The organism is Clostridium sp., from assembly GCF_036781005.1.
GTDB lineage: Bacteria > Bacillota > Clostridia > Clostridiales > Clostridiaceae > Clostridium_B.
This window is the reverse complement of the sequence record NZ_DAIQBT010000001.1, coordinates 83871-103554: the sequence shown is the minus strand read 5'-3', so window position 1 is coordinate 103554 and position 19684 is coordinate 83871. Positions and strand designations below refer to the sequence as shown.

Annotated in this window: 18 protein-coding genes and 1 pseudogene; 2 read left to right on the top strand and 17 right to left on the bottom strand. The window is 29.5% G+C overall.

Annotation, left to right across the window (positions count from 1 at the left end; all coding sequences use genetic code 11):
* Positions 1-273: 273 nt before the first annotated feature.
* From V7Q02_RS00440 to cmr1, 8 genes and pseudogenes are all read right to left on the bottom strand, one after another.
* Positions 274-745 (bottom strand): annotated as a pseudogene (locus V7Q02_RS00440) (Uma2 family endonuclease).
* Between the two features lie 129 nt (positions 746-874).
* Positions 875-1876 (bottom strand): type III-B CRISPR module RAMP protein Cmr6, encoded by a 1002-nt coding sequence (gene cmr6 / locus V7Q02_RS00435; RefSeq protein ID WP_333858982.1) that lies wholly within the window; start codon positions 1874-1876, stop codon positions 875-877.
* Positions 1863-2285: a type III-B CRISPR module-associated protein Cmr5 gene (cmr5, locus tag V7Q02_RS00430; protein WP_333858981.1), complete on the bottom strand. Its 423-nt coding sequence runs from the start codon at positions 2283-2285 to the stop codon at positions 1863-1865. The genes cmr6 and cmr5 overlap by 14 nt, the downstream gene beginning before the upstream one ends.
* Complete coding sequence (gene cmr4, locus V7Q02_RS00425; RefSeq protein ID WP_333858980.1) at positions 2285-3169, bottom strand: type III-B CRISPR module RAMP protein Cmr4; 885 nt, start codon at positions 3167-3169, stop codon at positions 2285-2287. Before cmr4 ends, cmr5 begins: the two co-directional genes overlap by 1 nt.
* 5 nt (positions 3170-3174) lie before the next feature.
* Positions 3175-4524, bottom strand: coding sequence for a DNA-binding protein (locus tag V7Q02_RS00420; RefSeq protein ID WP_333858979.1), 1350 nt, complete (start codon positions 4522-4524; stop codon positions 3175-3177).
* 13 nt (positions 4525-4537) lie between these two features.
* The gene (locus tag V7Q02_RS00415; RefSeq protein WP_333858978.1) at positions 4538-5656 is read right to left on the bottom strand and encodes a type III-B CRISPR module-associated Cmr3 family protein; all 1119 of its coding nucleotides are present in this window, start codon (positions 5654-5656) and stop codon (positions 4538-4540) included.
* Entirely contained in the window at positions 5625-7622 is a 1998-nt protein-coding gene (gene cas10, locus V7Q02_RS00410; RefSeq protein WP_333858977.1) for a type III-B CRISPR-associated protein Cas10/Cmr2, read from the bottom strand. The genes V7Q02_RS00415 and cas10 overlap by 32 nt, the downstream gene beginning before the upstream one ends.
* Entirely contained in the window at positions 7619-8512 is an 894-nt protein-coding gene (gene cmr1, locus V7Q02_RS00405) for a type III-B CRISPR module RAMP protein Cmr1 (protein ID WP_333858976.1), read from the bottom strand. Before cmr1 ends, cas10 begins: the two co-directional genes overlap by 4 nt.
* A 388-nt stretch (positions 8513-8900) precedes the next feature.
* On the opposite strand from cmr1, the gene V7Q02_RS15865 reads away from it, so the two are divergent.
* Both V7Q02_RS15865 and V7Q02_RS00400 read left to right on the top strand, forming a co-directional pair.
* A complete protein-coding gene (locus V7Q02_RS15865) occupies positions 8901-9005 on the top strand; it encodes a type II toxin-antitoxin system HicA family toxin (protein WP_442882151.1) in 105 nt (34 codons plus the stop codon).
* A 139-nt stretch (positions 9006-9144) separates the two neighbouring features.
* Positions 9145-9549 carry a type II toxin-antitoxin system HicB family antitoxin gene (locus V7Q02_RS00400; protein ID WP_333858975.1) on the top strand — a complete coding sequence of 135 codons (405 nt, stop codon included), beginning with the start codon at positions 9145-9147 and terminating at the stop codon, positions 9547-9549.
* Positions 9550-9817: 268 nt separating this feature from the next.
* Here V7Q02_RS00400 and V7Q02_RS00395 read toward each other — a convergent pair whose 3' ends face one another.
* The 9 genes from V7Q02_RS00395 to V7Q02_RS00355 all read right to left on the bottom strand — a co-directional run bounded on the left by V7Q02_RS00395 (position 9818) and on the right by V7Q02_RS00355 (position 19636).
* Positions 9818-10324, bottom strand: a complete 507-nt coding sequence (locus tag V7Q02_RS00395) for an oxidoreductase (RefSeq protein WP_333858974.1) — start codon at positions 10322-10324, stop codon at positions 9818-9820.
* An 85-nt stretch (positions 10325-10409) separates the two neighbouring features.
* The gene (locus tag V7Q02_RS00390) at positions 10410-10748 is read right to left on the bottom strand and encodes an arsenate reductase family protein (RefSeq protein ID WP_333858973.1); all 339 of its coding nucleotides are present in this window, start codon (positions 10746-10748) and stop codon (positions 10410-10412) included.
* Between the two features lie 12 nt (positions 10749-10760).
* The gene (locus V7Q02_RS00385) at positions 10761-12083 is read right to left on the bottom strand and encodes an ABC transporter permease (protein WP_333858972.1); all 1323 of its coding nucleotides are present in this window, start codon (positions 12081-12083) and stop codon (positions 10761-10763) included.
* Between the two features lie 13 nt (positions 12084-12096).
* The gene (locus V7Q02_RS00380) at positions 12097-13416 is read right to left on the bottom strand and encodes an ABC transporter permease (RefSeq protein WP_333858971.1); all 1320 of its coding nucleotides are present in this window, start codon (positions 13414-13416) and stop codon (positions 12097-12099) included.
* Positions 13406-14086: an ABC transporter ATP-binding protein gene (locus V7Q02_RS00375; protein WP_333858970.1), complete on the bottom strand. Its 681-nt coding sequence runs from the start codon at positions 14084-14086 to the stop codon at positions 13406-13408. Before V7Q02_RS00375 ends, V7Q02_RS00380 begins: the two co-directional genes overlap by 11 nt.
* Positions 14087-14243: 157 nt before the next feature.
* On the bottom strand, positions 14244-15302 hold the full coding sequence (locus V7Q02_RS00370; RefSeq protein WP_333858969.1) for a GAP1-N2 domain-containing protein: 1059 nt from the start codon (positions 15300-15302) through the stop codon (positions 14244-14246).
* Between the two features lies 1 nt (position 15303).
* On the bottom strand, positions 15304-16581 hold the full coding sequence (locus V7Q02_RS00365; RefSeq protein ID WP_333858968.1) for a TRAFAC clade GTPase domain-containing protein: 1278 nt from the start codon (positions 16579-16581) through the stop codon (positions 15304-15306).
* A gap of 46 nt (positions 16582-16627) precedes the next feature.
* Positions 16628-17275, bottom strand: a complete 648-nt coding sequence (locus V7Q02_RS00360) for a hypothetical protein (protein WP_333858967.1) — start codon at positions 17273-17275, stop codon at positions 16628-16630.
* A 24-nt stretch (positions 17276-17299) separates the two neighbouring features.
* Positions 17300-19636, bottom strand: a complete 2337-nt coding sequence (locus V7Q02_RS00355) for a hypothetical protein (RefSeq protein ID WP_333858966.1) — start codon at positions 19634-19636, stop codon at positions 17300-17302.
* Positions 19637-19684 lie beyond the last annotated feature (48 nt).

Genomic DNA, 19684 nt, shown 5'->3' with positions numbered 1-19684 from the left:
GGTTCTCTGCTTTTCAATGACATAAAGAAGTGCCTTAAGTGCTTGTACTATATGGCTTTATGACACTTTCTAAATCTACAGAGGTTGGAAAAATTTCAGATGGCTAGCTAAGCAATATTTGTTTTTATAGCTAAGTATGAGAATTATAGCCAACATTAAAGAGAAGAATAAATTATATTTAACACAACTTAAAGATAACAGAAAGAAAATAGTAAAACTCTGTTATCTCAACTATCACCCCTGAAAGCAGGTGGTAGTTGAGTTTTAACTTTATTATATTGAATCAAAAACAGAAGCTAAGTGAATTGTAAGATCAGGAAATATAGAAATTTTTATTTTATCTGATTCAGTGTAAGACTCTGATCTTCCATATCTTATCATTTCTCATGGTGGATGGGGATGAAATTTCAATTATGAGAGAAGGAGTACCATAATAACCTGTTCCTTTTAATCCAGCTTTATCACAGATCACAACCAAATCAGCTTGAATCACAAAAGTTGTTTCTTCATCTGTTTCATTTGCTTCAGGTAATCTCAAATCAAATGGTGAAGCAAATACTTCACAAGATTTATTTTTAAGATAATTGTTAAATTGAGTTAATAATTCCCTTGATAAAGCTTGATACTGCCATGTAGGAGCAACTTGCATACAAGGTACTCCATTAATGATTTCCCATCTTTCATTTTCTGGCCAAGTTAAGTAATCAGCATAGGTATATTTTTTATTGCCTTGTGATAGTGGCATAAAATCCGCCTTTATTTTTTATAATCAAAATAATTCTTAGATTCAGGCAGAGTTAGCCTATATGGGGCATTAGCACTAGTATCCCTTCCCTATTAAGAATAATATCTCACTGACTACCCTTTATCTCGATTATATTTGTTTTTCAAACATTTCTTGTGGAACCTCTCTATTCTCATAATCAAATCTTCCATATCCAACTGACGTCTTGGCTCCTAATCCATGTTCTATAAGAGTATTTTTGAATAATTCTATCACCTTTCCTTTAAATTTATCATAATAGCCTTCAAATTCTTTGCCAGAACTATTTAAGTAATCAACACATCTCTTTTTATCCAGAGCTAAACAGAATTTAAATTTTTGATTGTCCAAAATATGATAAATATTTGGAATTACTTTGCCGTCATCAGTAGGTAAATTTTTGATTTTATTGTTTTTAGTATAATAGTTATTATAGTGTGGTGTTATTACATCTTGTTCTAACTTGAAATTTTCCTCTAATTCAGGGAAAACATCAAAAAATATTACTCCGCCCTTACAATTATCATCATTTTCAATATCTTCTCCAAATATTAATTTATATAAAATTCTATAAGATTCATCTTTAAATTTTCCTTTTTCCATATTATAATATTGATTTAAAAAATAGTTTCTCATACATCCTTTAATTGCTTGACCAGGTATATAAGGTATGCCATATATATGATGAATAGTTATAGATTTCTCTAAAACACTGGGGTTTCCGAAACCAATTATAAGTTTATGTGCTGTAAATTCAAACACATCTTTAGTAGACTCATCCATTATTAAATCCAATTTATAGGACTTACAATAGTTCTTTATAGCTTCAAGATATTTGTCTATAATTTCTTTACCAGTTTTATTATTATTTGAGCTATTGGATTTGCCAACTACTTTAACTCCATTATCACAGCGTAAAAATTTGCTTTTTTCTTGATTTTCTTGTCGATCATAACATAAGAATTTATTCATAAGATAATTTAAATTAATATCATTAATATTATTATTTCTTATATTTTTATTATTAGAATTTAAAATATCACAAAATATAGACTCTTCAGAATAATTAGGTTTTTTATCTGCTTTACTTTTAGAATTACTATACTGCTTCATTTGTCTCACCCTTCTTATCTTCAATCATACCGTCTGCAAATTTAATTAACCAATCTAATAATGAAATAATATCTAATGTAATCCTCCTATATTGTTTTGAATCTCTGCTAAATAAAGAATCTACAAATTTATTTAAATCTTTCTCATGAAAATCCAAGCTATTTATATTACTATTTTTTATATAATCTTCAATAATGCCTTGTATTTTTCCATAGCTATTTTGCTCTTTACCATTTTTACTTTTTTTAAGTATAAATAATAAAGTTGCTATAAGTCCATTTGTGTAAATATACATTGGTAATTGTCTTAAATCACTTTTGAAATTTTCACATTTTAATATATCTTCCTGATTAATACTTTTAAAAGCAAAAATTGCCTTTTCCCTATTAATATTTTTTACTCCTTCCATTAACTATTACCACCATCCTTTTTACCTTTTTCAAATTTGTTTATTTCAACTATGCCTTTGCCTATAGTAGCATTACCCCCTACTTGGACAATAGATGGAAATGAATTTAAATAATTTTCATACATATCCTTATTATCTTTATCCTCTTTAATTCCATTCTTTAAAGTTAAAAAATATAGAATACTTTCAGCTGGCAAATATTCTTCTGTAAATGGGCCACTATCAGCAACAGTACCAGTTTCATAAGCTATCTTATTTCTTGTTATAATATCTCTAGTTAAATTTATCATTTCAATAAAATCTGTATCTGATATTGCCACTACGTCCATTTCACTTTTTAAACTTATCCTATGATTAGTAATTAAGTCTCTGATTACACTATAATTATCATTTTTATCAATTCCAAATTCATATTCAGCTAATATTATAGATTCGCCATCTTCACTATTTCTATTTAGTAAAATACATTTTCCTTCAGATATTTTTGGAACAGTACCGATATTTTTTTGTTTATCAATCTCCACATTGCATAATTCAATATCTTCCAAAAACCTGTTTATCAGGTACGGACACGTTACATAAGAAAATAGTGTATTTATTGATATAATAGGATAAAATAATAATTTAGCATCTGTAAAACCCACTAAACCTGCACTTTCATTCCCATTTTCCGGTCCAAATATTACATTTACATCCAGTTCTTCATTACCTTGAATGCGACATAATTCTCTAAGGCTTCCTTTTAAAGAAGCTCCTTCAATTTTAGGAATTCCCGTATGTTTTTCTTTCTGTATTGGCATATCTATAAGACCCAATGCTCGTCCCTTCCCCGCGTGAACAGGTGTAATTGCTCTAATAATCATTGCATTTGCTTTTACAAACATTTAATCTACTCCTTTTCTATATCTCTATAATTTTCTAGTATTTCACTTAATTCATTGATACATTTATAATCAATTGATGCCCTTTCTGCTGAGTCTATTGCTGCTCCAACATATTTATATACATTCTTATTATTTTGATAATGAATTTTTTCACTTTTACTATCTCCATCAATCACTGGTACAACTAATATGGGGGTTCCATAAACTCCTGCTATTGCATAAGTAGAATAATTATTACTTTTAGCATTATCGCCACTCATTCCTCCAGATTTACACTCAAGCATTATAATCTTTCCCGTCTTCGTTGCCATCATTACATCAAATTGATCCAAACTTTTATTTTTAGGTTTAATAGCAGAGTCAACTGATATATCTGCATCAATGTCAGAAATTATATCTTTATAACCATCGCTTTCAATAATATCCATAAGATTATACAATGTCATTTTTTCAAGCATATATCCAAAAACTTTTCCTTTACAATGATCACCAAGACTGGCTTCTAACGTTTTTAAAGCATTTTCCTTAAACATATTTTTTATATCTTCCTTTAGCCCAGAAGCTTTAATCTCTTCTAAAATTTTGTTGAGTACAGATTTAGTAATTTTATTCTCCTTTTTAGAATTTTTATCAGTACTTTCTTCTTTATCATTCTTAAACCTATTAGAGTTAACTAAAAGCTTTCTCAATTCTTCATTTTCAGAATAAAATTTGTGGAAATCTGTATACCATTTATGTTCTTCAGTTTTCTCTCCATTTATTTCTTTATAGTAATCTGAAGGCTCCCTTAAATCCTCTCTATTCTTTACTTTAAATCCCATAAGTCTTAGTGCTTTAGGTATTGTAATTTCATAATTTAAATTTTCCTCTAGTAGATTAAAAGGTTTTATATTATTTTCATTCTGACTATAATAGTATATCTTTTCTCTGTCACCATCATAATACATTATAGTATCATCTTTTCGTTCTTTATATTTAAGAACATATTCAGTTATAGCCATAACAAAATGTCTTTGACCTCCAGTAATATTCCATAAAACTTTTTTCCCTTCTATTTTTTCTCCTATATGTTTTTTTATATGATTAGTTATATTAGTATGGTTACTTATTTCCTTTTCATTGAAATTTATATTTTGTATCTCACAATCAAATTCAGAACCTAAAACTTCTTTAAAATTTTCATCCCATTTGCCATAATCAAACTTATGTTTTATTATTTTATTTGTTGGAGTATTTCTTCTTATGTTATAAATATTTTTAGTATCAATTTCATGCAGCATTATAGGTATGTAATTTACCATCTGATTTAATGTTGAGCATATAACAATTGCATCATATTTTTTAAACTTTTCCATATCCTCTTCCCCCTCAGCTTAATATCAATTCATCTTTTAAAGGTACAATTCTAAACTTACCAAAACCACTGCCCTGACTCCTAAAGATTTCTTCTTTTGTTACGTATTCCCAAATTTTTCTAATTGTTCTATCTTCAAGTTTTCTTATGTCCAATACAAATACTGATCCTTCTGGGAAAGCATTAAACATAGGCTTTGGTATATTTAGCTGTAAATCAAAGCCCCCAATGCTATAGTATTTCCCAGTTGATACAGCAATAATATCAATATCCTTTAATTTTGCATTCTCATCCTTTATTACCAAAGGACTCATTAAAATTAATTTTACATATTCATAATCAAAATCATCTTGTGGAATTGAATAATTGCAAATATCCCCAGAAATATATTTACAAACCTTTGATTCCCCTCCTAGCTTTAAATATCCCTTATTTAAATGATCCTTTCCATCTTCCCACCAAGTTTGACTTTTTTGCGTATTTAATTCATACTCAACAACATAACTCCAAGAATTGTTATCATCATCCTTAAATTCAGTTAAATCTATCCTATATAAATGTCCCTCCTTTGCTGTGTAATTTTCATTTTTTTCAATTCCAACTTTATATGCATTAGTTGTAATATCATTTAAGTTTAAAATATCTATGTCATTTTCTCCATAATAATAGGATGAATAAAATGTATTTAAGCTTATAAACATTCCATCACACCTCGTGCTATTTTTGGGTGAACTAAACAAATAGTTCATCTTAGAAGAGGTTTTTATACTGTCATCTACTTTTATAATCTTACTTATATAATTTCTATCTACATTATTATTTTTGTAAAATACATCTAATGGAGCAGGAATGTAATAGTGTTTATCTTTATCATTGTATAAATATACATTTCCAACAGTTAAATATTTTCTTGGATCAGACGTATTATTAAATGCATTATCTTGTTTATAATTAGTTATATAATCTTTTCTTCTTTTATCATTTAACGAAAGCATTAATGAACAGATAGCTCCATAAAATACAGATGGATATGGCACAAATCTTGTAGATAACCATGTACTTTCACCTTTATTAAAGTTTTTGCCTCCACCTAAAAACAAGTTATCTTTCGGCTTTATCTGTAATATTTTCAATATTTACACCACCATTTATAATTAATTTTAGCTTTCTAATTATATGAAATATATTAAAATAGTTTTCTAAATCTATAGTATACTTACCTTTACAATTTGCTTTAAGGAAGCTAATCAAATTACAATTTAATTCATCTATAAAAGCCTTAATCTTTTCATCTTGGTTTTTATCTATTTTTTTGTTTATCTTTTTCTTAATAATACTTCTTTTAATCCATCTTTTTTGCTCCACTTCAAGCATTTCAGCAATAAAATCACATATGATACTATCGTCCAAATTTTTTTCAAAATCCATGAATTCCATTTCTAGTTCATTATGAAAAAAAGTAAATTCCCCGCAAAATTTATTTATTAAGTATTTAAATATAAAATAGTTAGAATCATCATCTTCAAGACAATATTTAATATTCTTCTTATAATACACACTTCTCAACTCATAACCTTCATTCATTATTGAAACTACAGTTCCATTTTTAGGAACATCATAAAAGTTTTTCTTTTCTTTAAATCTGTTCTTTAATTTTTCAATTTCTTCCTTTGAAGCTCTGATTACTTCACCTAATGGCGTTTTATAATGGGTTATAAAAATTCCCTCTGAATAAGTTATATTCTCGTATTTGCTTTTGACTATAGCCACATTATCTAAGAACTCATCTCTTATTATTTTTATAAATTCATATATTTCATCCACTGGAAGTAATACAAGCATGTCATCACCACCAGCATAAACCAATAAAATATCATTTAAATTTTCTTGATCTATCTTACTGCGTATCTTCATAAAAAAGTTATTTATATTACATGATAATTCTTTTTGATATTCATATAGCCTAACAGCATCATCTTCTTTATATTCTCCACTCATCCATTTTCCTAAATTATCTATGTCCATTCTATAGATACAAAAATATTTAGTTATATTTTTATTTTGTAATTTTTCAAAAGCGTCCTTAAGTTTTTTAAGTAATTTACTTGATTTTTCATCATCAGTGTTTATACTATCCCATAATTCAGTATACCTAAAAGAAGCTTTATCTGTAGTATTTAAGTTTTTATCATCTTTAGTAATTTTATAAAATTCTTTAAAAGTATTTTCATAATACGTATAGTCCTCGTCATCTTTAACTTTTCTTAACCAGCTTGAAACTGAGATCTCAGCAGTAGAAGGTATTTTCATTTCTTTATTATACAGCCTTTTAAAATAGCAAACACTGCAAAGCATCTCTTTATTTTCATCAATTTTATTATCTATACACAAATAATTTTCTTTTCTGTCCTTTATTATATTTTTAATTTTATTTATAGAAATATTATTCTCTAATTTTCCCAAAAGTAAAAACAAACTATTTTCCTTAAGATAATTATAGTTATATATGTATTGAGAACCCTTAGATAAATTTTTCCCTATAAATATAGCATTTCTTTTCCCACATATAGTACATTTTTTGCCCTCTTCAAAACTGACTTTTATTGGTTTATAGTTTTTTACTCCATCAAAATACCTATACAACTTTTTATAAATTTCTTTATAATTATTATGGATACCTTCTCCATTCTGTAATTCATAGTCTACCCAATATATATCCAAGGCATCTCTTAATTGTTTTTTCCCTTGTTCTTTTAATTGTTTTTTCCCTTGTTCTTTTAAATCATCAGTAATTGTTATGTTGCTTATTATTTCAGCAAAATTGTCATAATAGTAATCCCTTAATTGTTTTTCTATATTTTGTCCCATAGATTCATCACTTTTATATTCGATAATAAAATAATTTGGTATATTATCTCTTTCTACATTCAAACAGGGTAAAACAAGTTTGCCATTATTGTGGTTTATTAAAATTGATATTCCTTTTTTAATCAAATCCGACAATATTGAACTGCTGTTATATAGGTCTTCTACTTTTCTAGAATCAATTATAAAATCTTGTACTGAACCAATAGAAAATAAAATCATCCTATTTTTCAAAGTATCATCTCCTTAAACTTATTGTAATACTCAATATCATCATAATTTTTACCTGATTTTCTTGAAGTATTATGTAGCTTTACAATTATGGGAATAATTCTATCTTTATTACTGCCATAACATGTCACATAAACAGGACATGCAAATCTTCCATCTGATGCCTTATAAGTAATATTATTTTTTTTACATTCATCTATAGCCTTTTTTATTTTATTTACATAAAAATCGTTTTCTGATGTAACTCTACTTGATATAATTATCTCTTCTACATAAGGATATTCTAAATTAGTATTAAATTTTTTTCTTGAAATAAGCAATGATTTATCAGTAAAATTATAATAATTGCTGACTTTTAAATTTCCAATAAGTTTTATTACATAATTATATATAGTCGCAGGAGTAAAATTATTATCAACTACATGTTTATTTTTTATATAAAAAACTCCACAGCCTCTCCTGCTTCTCTTTCCAATTCCTCCCAATATAAAGGAAAGCTTTAAAAGACTATCATAGAAGGATATACTTTTGTCAGTAAAATTTTCTTTTGAAATTCTGCGTTTATAAAGTGACATTTGAAAATCTATCTCTTTACCTGACAAAATACATTTAATTGGTCTACTTATATTTTTTCTATAATCCCATCCAACAATATGCTCACCATGGCATTCGTTTGATTCTTTATCTTTATTTAACAATCGAAATTCAATTGGTGATTTAATACTATCTCCATCTCCAAAAATCTTTCTTTCATCTGTCCACAAGTCATGAGCAGCATCATAATAATTAAGTGCTCTCCACCAAAATCTCATAGACGCTTTAACTTCTGTAAGTCTAAACTCTATATTTTTTCTATTACTTCCACTTGAACAAAGATCAGTAATACTTTTCAAAAAATACTTCCTACTACCGAGATACATAAGACCACCTCTTATTCTGTAAATACATTTTTATCTTCTATATTAATATACAGTTCTACAAATATATTGAAATTCCTCTTAAAATTATCAATATATTTAAATAATATGACACGTTATGCTATATAATTTACACTAACAGATGATTACAAAAATTTTTCTTAATGACCTTACTATCTATTTAAGAGTTCTTTCAAGATTAGCTATATGTTATTGTAAATTATATAGATCTTACGCCCTAAAATATTGAATTTTAAAAAAGTAGAAAATCTCCCTATTCTAAATTCAATTTTTTCACTTATTTATATTTTTCCTCGATACGTCTAATAAGACGTGTTATACTGTAATTGCAGGGGGGAAATAAATGAAGTTTTACTCATCAAGGGAAGTACTAAAAATACTTGAATCGCATGGATGGTATTTAAAAAGAATTGTAGGTGACCATCATCAATATACAGACCGGTCATAAACTAACAGTAAGGCATCCAGTTAAAGATTTAGGAATTAAAAATATAAAGAGTATTCAAAAACAAACAGGGATTAAATTTTCTTAATTCCTCCCTTTTCCCTTGAAAGTTTAATATATAAAATTTCCATAGGAGGTTATCATGAAGAAAGATATTTATATTTATCCATCTATAATAACTCAATACAAAGATAACATAGGTATTACATTTCCGGATTTGCCAGGTTGCGTATCTAATGCAAGTACTATAGATGAAGCCGTTAAAGATGCTAAAGAAGTTTTAGCTTTGCACTTATTCGGTATGGAGGAAGATGATATAGAAATTCCTTCTCCTTCACCAATCAATAAAATCAAACTTGATAAGAATGAGATACTTTTATTGGTTGATGTTTATATGCCGCTATATCGCGATGCCATACAAAATACTTCTGTTAAAACAACTGTGACTATGCCACAATGGTTAAAATCTTTAGCTGAAAAGAATAACATTAACTTCTCTCAAGTCATACAAACTGCAATTAAAGAAAAACTTAATATTAATGCTTGAATTTAAGAGTTTACTTTTATGTTATTAACTTTTACTATCCAGAAGCAGTCGGAGTTTGTCCGGCTATTCTTCTCTTCCAGGAGATGGCAATTGTTCCCTGCGAACTTGTATAAAAAATAACTTGTCTATAATATTATATCTATAAACAAATTATTTAATCAGTTTGTTAAAATTTCATAGCACGAAAATAAGCACTAGTTTCCCAGTGGATACTATGTCAAGAAAAAGTATAAATTAGAACGAGAAAACCCTAATATATTTCCATATTTTAACTTGTTGTAGACATACTAATACTTGTGCATTTTTCGTATGCTTTTTCAAATTTATTTGGTGACATATAATTACAATGACTATGAATCCTTGTGGTGTTATAAAATGTTTCAATATGTTCAAATACAAGAATGTATGCATGACGATAATCCTTATCTCCGGTAATATATTTGGTTCTACTGTATCTTCCAGTATGCATAAGCTGCACCGCTACTTTAGCACCACGTTTATGTATGCCCTTTGTAAACTCTCTATAGCCCAAAATATAATCATCACTTTCAAGGCTCATAATATCAGCATATCCCCGATAATTATCAATAACACATCCCCCTACTATAATCAGCCCTGCACCCCCCTCTGCCCGTCTCCAATAATATTTATTAAATCTTGGAGTGGCAAATCCGTTAGGAGTATACCCGTGGTGCAGTGCAGACATTACAAGACGATTTTTTAAAAAAAGTCCATTTATGGTAATGGGTTTAAATAGATTTCTAAAATTCATCATATTATCCTCCTTTAAAATCAATTAAATTGACCACGCCAGCCAATAATGAAATTATATCATCACTGACCTGCGTGGTTAATATCAATTACTCCCAGTTTTTCCATACTTTAGGTTCATATCCCACAGTGGCTTGTTTACCATTTCGAACTATAGGGGTCTTATACAATTTAGGGTTATCTAAAAGTATTTCTTCTTTTACACTGCTGCTTCTTATCTTGTCCATATTTAATGCATTATACTCTTTGGCCTTAATATTGATTAAGTTATTTAAACCCACAGAAGCTTTAACACTTTCAAGTTCCCTCTTGCTGAGTCCTTTTTGGTTTAAATCTATAAATTGATACTTTATTTTTCTCTCTTTAAAATACCTTTCTGCTTTCTTGGTATCAAAGCATTTTCTAGTACCAAATATTTGAATGTTCATAACTTCCTCCTATTATTCATTTCTCAGTGAATCCACTGGATTCAATTTGGAAGCTCTTCTAGCTGGAACCATACCTGCCGCTACAGATACCAGTATAGTAAATAACAGGGTAAATATCAGAACTGAAATATTAACATCTATTATTTTCATACCAGACTGTATACCTCCTATGTTATACATTACCACAATTCTGTTTATAACAAAACCTAATACAAGAGCTGCTATACCTCCAAAAAGTCCTCCTATAAACCCCAAACTTCCAGCTTGAATTTGAAACATTCTGCTTATATTCTTTCTTGATGCACCCTGTGCCTTCATTATGCCTATAGATTTGGTCTTTTCATATACCGCCATGGTCATAGTATTTATTACTCCTATGGATGCTACAAGAAGTACTATTACACCTGCTGCAGTTAAGAGTGCCTTTATTATGGTCATCATAGTTTTTAGTGTTTTACTGCTTTCAACTTGTGAATTTGTAACATATCCCATTTTCTTAATACTGCTATCTATACTTTCCACATTCTCTGCGGTATTTACTTCCACACTTACATTATTATATCCTTTTTCCTCCAGATAATTTTCTTCTTCTGTGTAATATTGCTGAATTTTTGCTGCTGTTTTACTGGAAGCTGTTATTACATTTTTTCCATTGTCATAATTTTTATTTACCACCCCTGAAACTTTTGCATTTATTACAAGGGGCTCTTTTTCAGGAAGTCCTGGAATAGAAGGCAAATAAACTCTCATTTCTACATTCTTTCCAACAATACTTTTATAATCCTTTATACCAGCTTTATCTGCAAGGCCTTGACCCAAGAGTACGGAATCTTCATTTCCCTGTTTTATAATCTCCCCTGCAATGATGGGTTTATATCCATATTTTTTACTCTTCTTTTTATCTGATTTTATCTCATTTTGCTGTGAATTTAAAAATATGGGAAATTCCAGATTGCTTCCTTTAATGTTCACCTCAGAAATCTCTTTTCCATTTATAAAAACCTTCTGTATCTGGGTGTCAATAGATGCACTGACTTGCTCTACATTCTTCATACTCTTAAACTCATCAAGCACAGTATTGTCTATCTTTTTAAATTCGCTTTTATTTTGTTGTGAATTTTTACTACTGTTTTGTTCAGGTTTTACTTGAATTATTCTCATGGTATCCATCTGTTTTATCTGATCCATAGCTATTTTTTGAATTCCTTGTCCAAAACCTGCCATTAATACCACCAGCATTGCCCCTATGGCTATGCCAATGGATGTAAGTACAGTACGAATTTTTCTTCTACCAAGATCTAAAAATGCCATTTTTAAACAATCTGAAAATTTCATGTAAATCTCCCCCTTATGAATTTAAAGCATCTACAGGATTCATCTTTGAAGCTTTTCTTGACGGATAAATCCCTGATATTATGGAAATGGCAATGGAAAAAGCCAAAGTAGCCAGTGGAAGCCAAAGAGGCATATTCAAATTGACAGATTGTGTTATATCCCTGCTTTTCATGTACATGTTCAAGGCAAACTGCATTATAATTAAATTTATACTACTAAATACAATTCCCATTATGCCTCCTATAAATCCTATTATTCCTGACTGGGTAATAAATATATTGTGGATATTATTTCTATCTGCGCCTAATGCCTTCATTATGCCTATGAATCTGGTTCTCTCATATATAACCATAGTCATGGTATTTACAATACCTACACTGGCCACAAACAACACTATTAATCCAAGGAGGGCAAGTATCACCTTTATTACCTTAAAGGTACTCTGTATTTTTTCTATCATATCCTGGTAACTGGCATATAAATACCCTATTTTTTTTATTGAATTTGCTATGTCAGGAACATTTTTTGAATCCCTGGTATATACAATTACACTGTCATAGCCCAAATTATCTATATAGTCCTTTTGAAGAGAAGTATAACTGCTGATTTCTGAAGCAATGTCCAGTGAGGATATTATTATTCCATCCTCATGGAACTTATCTCCTATTATCCCCACTATTTTTCCTTTAATTTGAAAGGGAGGTAGAATAACATTGGGATTATTGGTTCTAGACTGTGTAATAAGTGCATCCTTCCCCAGAACTTCATTGTAATTTTTTATGCCCATGGAATCTAAATATTTTTTGCTTACAAGTACTGCTTCCTTATCTGATTTCATTAAATTTCTCCCTGCAATTATAGGTTTTAAACTGCTATCCTTATTTTTATCTCTCACAGATGCAATTTTTTCATCTGTAAAATAATTATCATTATTGTAAAGTGCCCTTATTCTAGTTCCCTGATTATTCTCTTTATTTTCTATCTTTACACTTTCTGCAGATGTATTTACAAATGCCTGTACATTTTCTACATTCTTTATAGCTTTAAACTTTTCAATAGCATCTCCATCAATTTTTTTAAACATATCATTTATATCAATATCACCAGAATCTGTTTCATACATATCATAATATTTAAAGTTCATTACCTGAATTTGCTTTAATTGTGAAACATCCACCTCTTTTAAAATTAACTTCTCACCTGATGTTCCAATACTCACAAGAGTTACTATGAGCATAGTTCCAATAGCAACTGCCAGAGAAGTTAGGAAGGTTCTTCCTTTTCGGCTTCCAAGGCCATTTAAAGCCATTTTTAATATGTCTTTAAATTTCATCCTGTTCTACCTCCTGTACTTTGCCATCTTTTATACTTATAATTCTCTTTGCCCTTTTTGCCTCTTCCATATTATGAGTTACCATAATAACTGTATACCCTCTTTTATTCAAATCACTTAAAAGATTCATTATAAGTTGTCCATTTTTTGAATCCAAATTTCCCGTTGGTTCATCTGCAAAAATTATTCTAGGTTCATTTACAAGAGCTCTTGCTATACTCACCCTCTGACGCTGTCCTCCCGAAAGTTCTGTGGGCTTATTTTTTATTTTGTCTCTAAGTCCCACCATTTCAAGGGCTCTTTCTGCCTTTACTTTCCTCCTTCTTTTATCAATACCAGAAAATATTAAGGGCATCATCACATTTTCAAGGGCAGTTTGTGTATTTTCAAGATTAAAAGATTGAAATACAAAGCCTACAGATTTATTTCTGTACCTTGACATATCTTTATCTTTAAACTTGCTTATATCTTTTCCATCTACAAATATACTTCCCGATGTAGGTGTATCAAGCCCTCCTACAAGATGCATCAAAGTAGATTTGCCTGAACCCGAAGGTCCTACTATAGCTGTAAATTCCCCTTCTTTAATAGTTAAACTTATATTGTCCAGTGCAATTACCTTTTCTTTACCCATGTTATAAATTTTTGACACATTTTTTATTTCTATCATATAATCTTCCTCCATTTTCAAGATAATACTATTTGGATATATCTCTAGTGTACTATAGTTATAATACACTAGAGATATATCTTTTGTCAATATAACTTTTTCTTCAGGATGTAATCAGCCAAATCCCCCAATTTTTTCAATGTGGGGGATACAGTTCTTAATTTTTAAAGAAATCTAAAATTTTTTTTAAAATACCCTTAAGAAAGAAGTTATTATTTTTATTTTCTACAGGTATTATAGTATTTTCACAAGGTGCTTCCTTTTTTTTCTGAGGGGGTTCTTTAAAAAATTCATCATACTCACATATATTTAATCTACCCCCTAAAAGAGTACTATCTGCTCTGGAGAAAAATTTTTTTAAATTCTCTGTATTTTCAATGTTATCCATAACAAACTCTATAAATTCATGTTTTTCCTCTCCAATATCATCCAAATAAAAATCTTTCTTTGAAAGATCAAATACATAACCTGCCTTTATTTCTGTAGAAAGTCTCTTTATACTCCCCCGGGCTAAAAATATAATATTTATTGAATCCTTTAGCTTAGGTTCTTTCATATAGGTTATAAAACCTAAGTTTCTCCTAACTTCAAAGGGAAGTACTCTATATAGATATTTAAGTATTCCCCTTGAAACAGTATTTATATGGCTGTAATCCACATTAAGTACAATATATATTTTTCTGCAGTATTTAACTGACTTGAAACAGGCTTTAATTAAACTTGTAAATATTTCTGTATTTATACCAGTTGCAGAAAACATATTCTCTATGGAGTTAAAACAATTATCTCGGTTATCTAATGGAATTTCCCTTATTTGCTGCAGCATACTTCCTTTTTCTATATCATAATCTCTTTTAAATCCTGAAGCATATATTATTTTTTCGGGATTTTCTATATAAATTTCTCTTTCTTTTTCTGGAATTATATAATTGTGAGTAAAATAGCGATTTCTCTGCCCTGTATAATCTTTTCCTCCAAAGACAGATTGTCCAATTATCATTTTATTTTCCACATTTGCATAAAATAGTGCCGCAGGATATTTAAATATATCCTCTTCTCCCACAAGGGGGGAGGGAACTTCATAAAAACATAACTCCTGAAGGGTGTTTATTATAAATTCATTTTCAAGTTCAGAACTTTTAGCTACAGTGTCATAGCCTGGAGTTTTACTGAAAACTCCTTTTCTATCTCTTGTATAATAGTGTTGAGCAATCATTTTATTCCCTTCCCCCATCTAAATAATTCATGCAGTAAAGAAGCCACAAAAAAGGTTCGTCCACTCTCAAAGGATTTATACTTGTACTGGTGTCTATTTTAAGATTGTGAGGATTGCAGCCAAGAGACGATACCGCAAAATATCCTGTAGTCTTAAAGTAGGTATCCATGGCTCCCTTGAAAGCCCCTTCTACTCTGGCTAAAAATTTTCTCACTTCCCCATCAATATTTTCAAATTCATTTAAATTGAAAAACTTTCTGTGGTTGTAATTTTTAAATATATTGCTGTTTTTACTTATGTATTCTTCATCATTCAAATTCCTCAGCATATCACTTTTAGTTATCACTACCGCCGTAGGTATAGAGGTTCTCTCCCTTGACTGTTTAGATATAAAATTTTCAAATAAATATACAACTATATCCTTTGATTCCTGATATTTTTCCGTAAAATCTCCTTTAAACTCTCTGTTTAAAATGCTTATCTTCTTTCTTAAAGCCTTCATCTGCAGAGGATCTACAAGAAATATTATGCCATCGGAATTTTTTATATGTTCTCCGTGCTTTTCTATATAAACCTTATCTGTCATACCCTCTCCAGGTACATCATAAAAAATAAGGGTAATAGGTGGTATCCTATCATCTTTAAATTTCAAGTTTTCTATAAGTGGTTCCATATGCTGTTTTGGGGTAGGGTCTGGCATTACATTTCTTTCAAAAATTCTTTCCTGGTTTTCCCTTATTTCATCATTATATGTGGAACTTCCTGCAATCATGGAGGCATCTATTCTTTCACAGGTATACCTTTCAAGAACATATAAAAGAGTTGTCATATAAACAGATTTGCCTGCCTGGGAAGCCCCTACCACAGAAATAATTTTAGAAGGCCCTCTCCCTGAAGTTAAGGGAAGTTCATTATGACAATAAGGACACAGCCTTTCATTAGTAGTTATATCGTACTTATCCTTAATTTCTATAAGCACTTTATCTACTCTCTTTTTACTGCTCTCTGGAAGGCCCTCAGCCCTTACCACAGGATTTATCTCTCCAAGCAGGCCTTTCCCTATGTTTTTATTGTATTCATTAAGTACCTCATCTATCTTCTTTTCATATTCAGGATCCCCTTTTTCAAAATGGGCAGCCCTGAAAACCACTTGATCATTTTTGAATTTTTTAAAACAAAAGGGACATTTTATTATAAAAGGCCCCTTTTCATAGGTTGCCTTTATATACTCCTTATTTTGTTTTTTTCTGTTTTCAGAAAAAAAACTTAGAAAGCCCATAGATTCTACTCCTTTCCTAAGAAAGATAACTAAACTCAAAGCATCTTTACCTTTCTTTTAAAGTATAAGCACTGCCATATTTATTTATATCCTTTATAAAAACTTTTACATATTCATTCTTTCTCACTCTTATCTCCGGCATCACATTCTTTCCTGCAGAAATATTATCAATAAAATCAAAAGCTATGCCATCTTCCCTGTTAAGAGGATAGGAATTGGCTTTTTTTACATAGCACAACACATCTTTATTTAAATCCACCTCTGAATCTATAATAATTCTTAGAACTTTTTCCTTTGAAAAAAAATTTCTAAATGGCTTTAACTGTTTTATTTCATAGTATATTTCAGGTTTTCCCGTATTTATAAATACTTTATTTTTTTCGTTTTGCTGACTTAAAAGCAAAATTTCATTTTCTTTTTCCACTGCAGGAAATATATAATATGTATATTGGCTTATTCCCTGTACAGATTGAAAATATCCGTTAAATTCCCTGTATTCTTCTCTGGTATACAGTTTGGCATTGTTTTCACTTATATCCTGCAAGGATAAGTTACCCTGAACCTTTGTTTTTACTATATAAACTAAGTCAATATTTTCAGGCCAGCTCCATCTTATAGTAAATTTATCCTTGTCCAGTTCCCATTGTATATTGTATATTTCATCCTCATCATCTAAAAGTTCAACTATCCTCATAACCCTCACCTTCCTTTAGGCGTTTCAAAAACTGATAGGAGGCAATAACTCTGCATCTATACCATGAAGCATATATCCATTTTCTATACAGTAATTATAAAATTCCACAGAAGATATTATATATATAATATCCTTTGCACCAAAACCTCCCATTAAATTCAACTTTTCAATACCACTGCTTTTTATTTCGTTTATATATCCTATTTTATAATTTCTTGTCTTTCTGTCAAAATCAAAAGCATACTTTATAAAATCACTGCTGTAATCTCCAAAAAAATATTTTTCCTGGTACCCTTTTACATCATAATTCATAATATGGCTTTTAAGTGCAGAATTATCCTCAAGTATATTGTAAAGTCTGCGGTAAAGTTCCTCTCTGGACAGTACCTTTGAATTATAGTCAGAGACATTTACATTTGCTCTTTCATTAAACTCCTCTTCAAAAGACAGGTTAAATTCAGGTTGTGTTAAAATGTGCTTTCTGCAAAAAAGTATAATTTTTTCAAGTACCTTTTCCTTTCCTTCCCTTAATAACACTGAAATATTTCCCATATATTTATCTTCCAGATAAAAACCTTCACCATAATTTTTTTCAAGATTATCTAAAATATTATTTACCACATTTTTATAATAAACTTTTATATTTTGCAGGGCATAGTCATGTTCACTTTTTATTATGCTGTGTTCATAGCCTTCAACGGTTTCTCCTATATAATCAAGGTCTTCTACCTGTTGTAAAATATCACCATGGATTTTTAATAAAACATTTTCATATTGTTTTATTATACTCTTTGAAATATGAAGCCTTAAAATCTCAAGCTTACTTTCATATATATGTTCAAATATTTTTATTTTGGCTTCTTTTATACTTTTGCCTCTTACAAAAATATTTTTAAGGCTGAAGCCTTCTACAAACCTTGATTCATAGAAACTATCCAATTCATTTTCTACATTATTTATCATTATACCTATGGAATTTATCCTATCTCTTATATGTTTTAACAACCCGCTTTCTTGTCCTGTCCAATTAAAAGCACAGTATATTCCAAGCTTGGTGTTATCTATTATGTGTTCCCTTACCAAAGACTTAACCTGTTCTTCAATATTTAAAGCTTTCAAAGCATTTTTAGAAGGTACTATAAAGTTTTCCCGAAAAAAATTTTTACATCTATCCCCGTATAACTTATATTCAATTTGCTTAAAAGTTAATCCCTCTACCTTTAAAACAGGTGATATCATAATACCTTCCATATCCCTAATAGATATGTTTTCAGGTAAAATACGGCAAACTTTTGAGTTTAACCCTACCTCATCTATTTTTAATATTTCAGTTATAAAATCCACTTTCTTTATGGATAACTCCTTTAATTTCTCCACAACTCTCTCCTGTAAAGACTTAAGTACCGTTATACAGATAACACCTCCCGGTCTTTCAATTTTAGAAAGTCCCGCAGTAATATATCTGTTTAAAGAACCCTCTCTTAATATATTTGCCTTGAATCTCGTATTATCATAGCGTTGATTTTCAGAGTGGGTATAACTTTCTAAAGCTGAATTTCTATTTTTTATAAAACTCAAGCAGGATATTATTTCATAATTGTTTTTCATGGAATCTTCAGGTATTATGCCCTTTTCATTTTTTTCCTCCAACACATAGGTCATATAAAATACCGCCCCATTAAAATTTACAAAAAGATCCCTACCCTCTCCATACATATCTATCTTTTCATTAAAAGTAAAATCTTCCCTCTGCATATATTCTATTTCCCTGAAAAAACTTACTGAAACTGCTTTTGAGAAGAACTCATCTTCCATATTCTTTTCTTTTATAAGGACATAAAGATCCAAAGTACCTGTCTTAAATACCTCCAACATTTTTTTTCTTATAAGAAGGGTTATTTCAGGAAGGATCACATTAAAAGGATCACAAGAAGCAGTAATTACAGAAATACTTATATTTTCAAAAGAATTAAACAAACTTCCACTAGATAATATTTTGTCTCTTGCAAGAGTTATCTTTTTATTTAGACTCTCTAAACTTTTCTTGTCACTACAGAATTTTTCCTTTATATTTTTTCTTAAGCACTTTTTATCTTTAAACTCAAATTGAAACTGAAAATTAAAAGAATTGTCTCTATCCTCTATACTGTCTTCTGTAATATTTATAAAGAGTATACCTTCTCCATTATCCCACTTCTTTGTTGTACTGTTTTTTATATGTTCATATGCTTCTTTTGCTTCTTTTCCTAAAAGCACAAAAATTATGGGGTTATTTGCACTTCTGCTGCCCTTGTTGCCATAAACTCTTTTTTGAATTATTGAATCATATTCCTCCTTGAAATTTTCCAATATATGTTCCATAAAAATTCCTCCCGGGGAAATAGAAGGCAAGGACTTACCTTACCCTCA

What these genes read in the sequence shown, in the direction of transcription:
- cmr6 (WP_333858982.1), bottom strand. Translation starts at nt 1,876, where the DNA reads ATGAAGCAGTATAGTAATTCTAAAAGTAAAGCAGATAAAAAACCTAAT.
- V7Q02_RS00385 (WP_333858972.1), bottom strand. Translation starts at nt 12,083, where the DNA reads ATGAAATTTTCAGATTGTTTAAAAATGGCATTTTTAGATCTTGGTAGA.
- V7Q02_RS00370 (WP_333858969.1), bottom strand. Translation starts at nt 15,302, where the DNA reads ATGATTGCTCAACACTATTATACAAGAGATAGAAAAGGAGTTTTCAGT.
- V7Q02_RS00400 (WP_333858975.1), top strand. Translation starts at nt 9,145, where the DNA reads ATGAAGAAAGATATTTATATTTATCCATCTATAATAACTCAATACAAA.
- V7Q02_RS00420 (WP_333858979.1), bottom strand. Translation starts at nt 4,524, where the DNA reads ATGGAAAAGTTTAAAAAATATGATGCAATTGTTATATGCTCAACATTA.
- V7Q02_RS00360 (WP_333858967.1), bottom strand. Translation starts at nt 17,275, where the DNA reads ATGAGGATAGTTGAACTTTTAGATGATGAGGATGAAATATACAATATA.
- V7Q02_RS15865 (WP_442882151.1), top strand. Translation starts at nt 8,901, where the DNA reads ATGAAGTTTTACTCATCAAGGGAAGTACTAAAAATACTTGAATCGCAT.
- cmr5 (WP_333858981.1), bottom strand. Translation starts at nt 2,285, where the DNA reads ATGGAAGGAGTAAAAAATATTAATAGGGAAAAGGCAATTTTTGCTTTT.
- V7Q02_RS00380 (WP_333858971.1), bottom strand. Translation starts at nt 13,416, where the DNA reads ATGAAATTTAAAGACATATTAAAAATGGCTTTAAATGGCCTTGGAAGC.
- V7Q02_RS00375 (WP_333858970.1), bottom strand. Translation starts at nt 14,086, where the DNA reads ATGATAGAAATAAAAAATGTGTCAAAAATTTATAACATGGGTAAAGAA.
- cmr4 (WP_333858980.1), bottom strand. Translation starts at nt 3,169, where the DNA reads ATGTTTGTAAAAGCAAATGCAATGATTATTAGAGCAATTACACCTGTT.
- V7Q02_RS00390 (WP_333858973.1), bottom strand. Translation starts at nt 10,748, where the DNA reads ATGAACATTCAAATATTTGGTACTAGAAAATGCTTTGATACCAAGAAA.
- V7Q02_RS00355 (WP_333858966.1), bottom strand. Translation starts at nt 19,636, where the DNA reads ATGGAACATATATTGGAAAATTTCAAGGAGGAATATGATTCAATAATT.
- V7Q02_RS00365 (WP_333858968.1), bottom strand. Translation starts at nt 16,581, where the DNA reads ATGGGCTTTCTAAGTTTTTTTTCTGAAAACAGAAAAAAACAAAATAAG.
- V7Q02_RS00395 (WP_333858974.1), bottom strand. Translation starts at nt 10,324, where the DNA reads ATGATGAATTTTAGAAATCTATTTAAACCCATTACCATAAATGGACTT.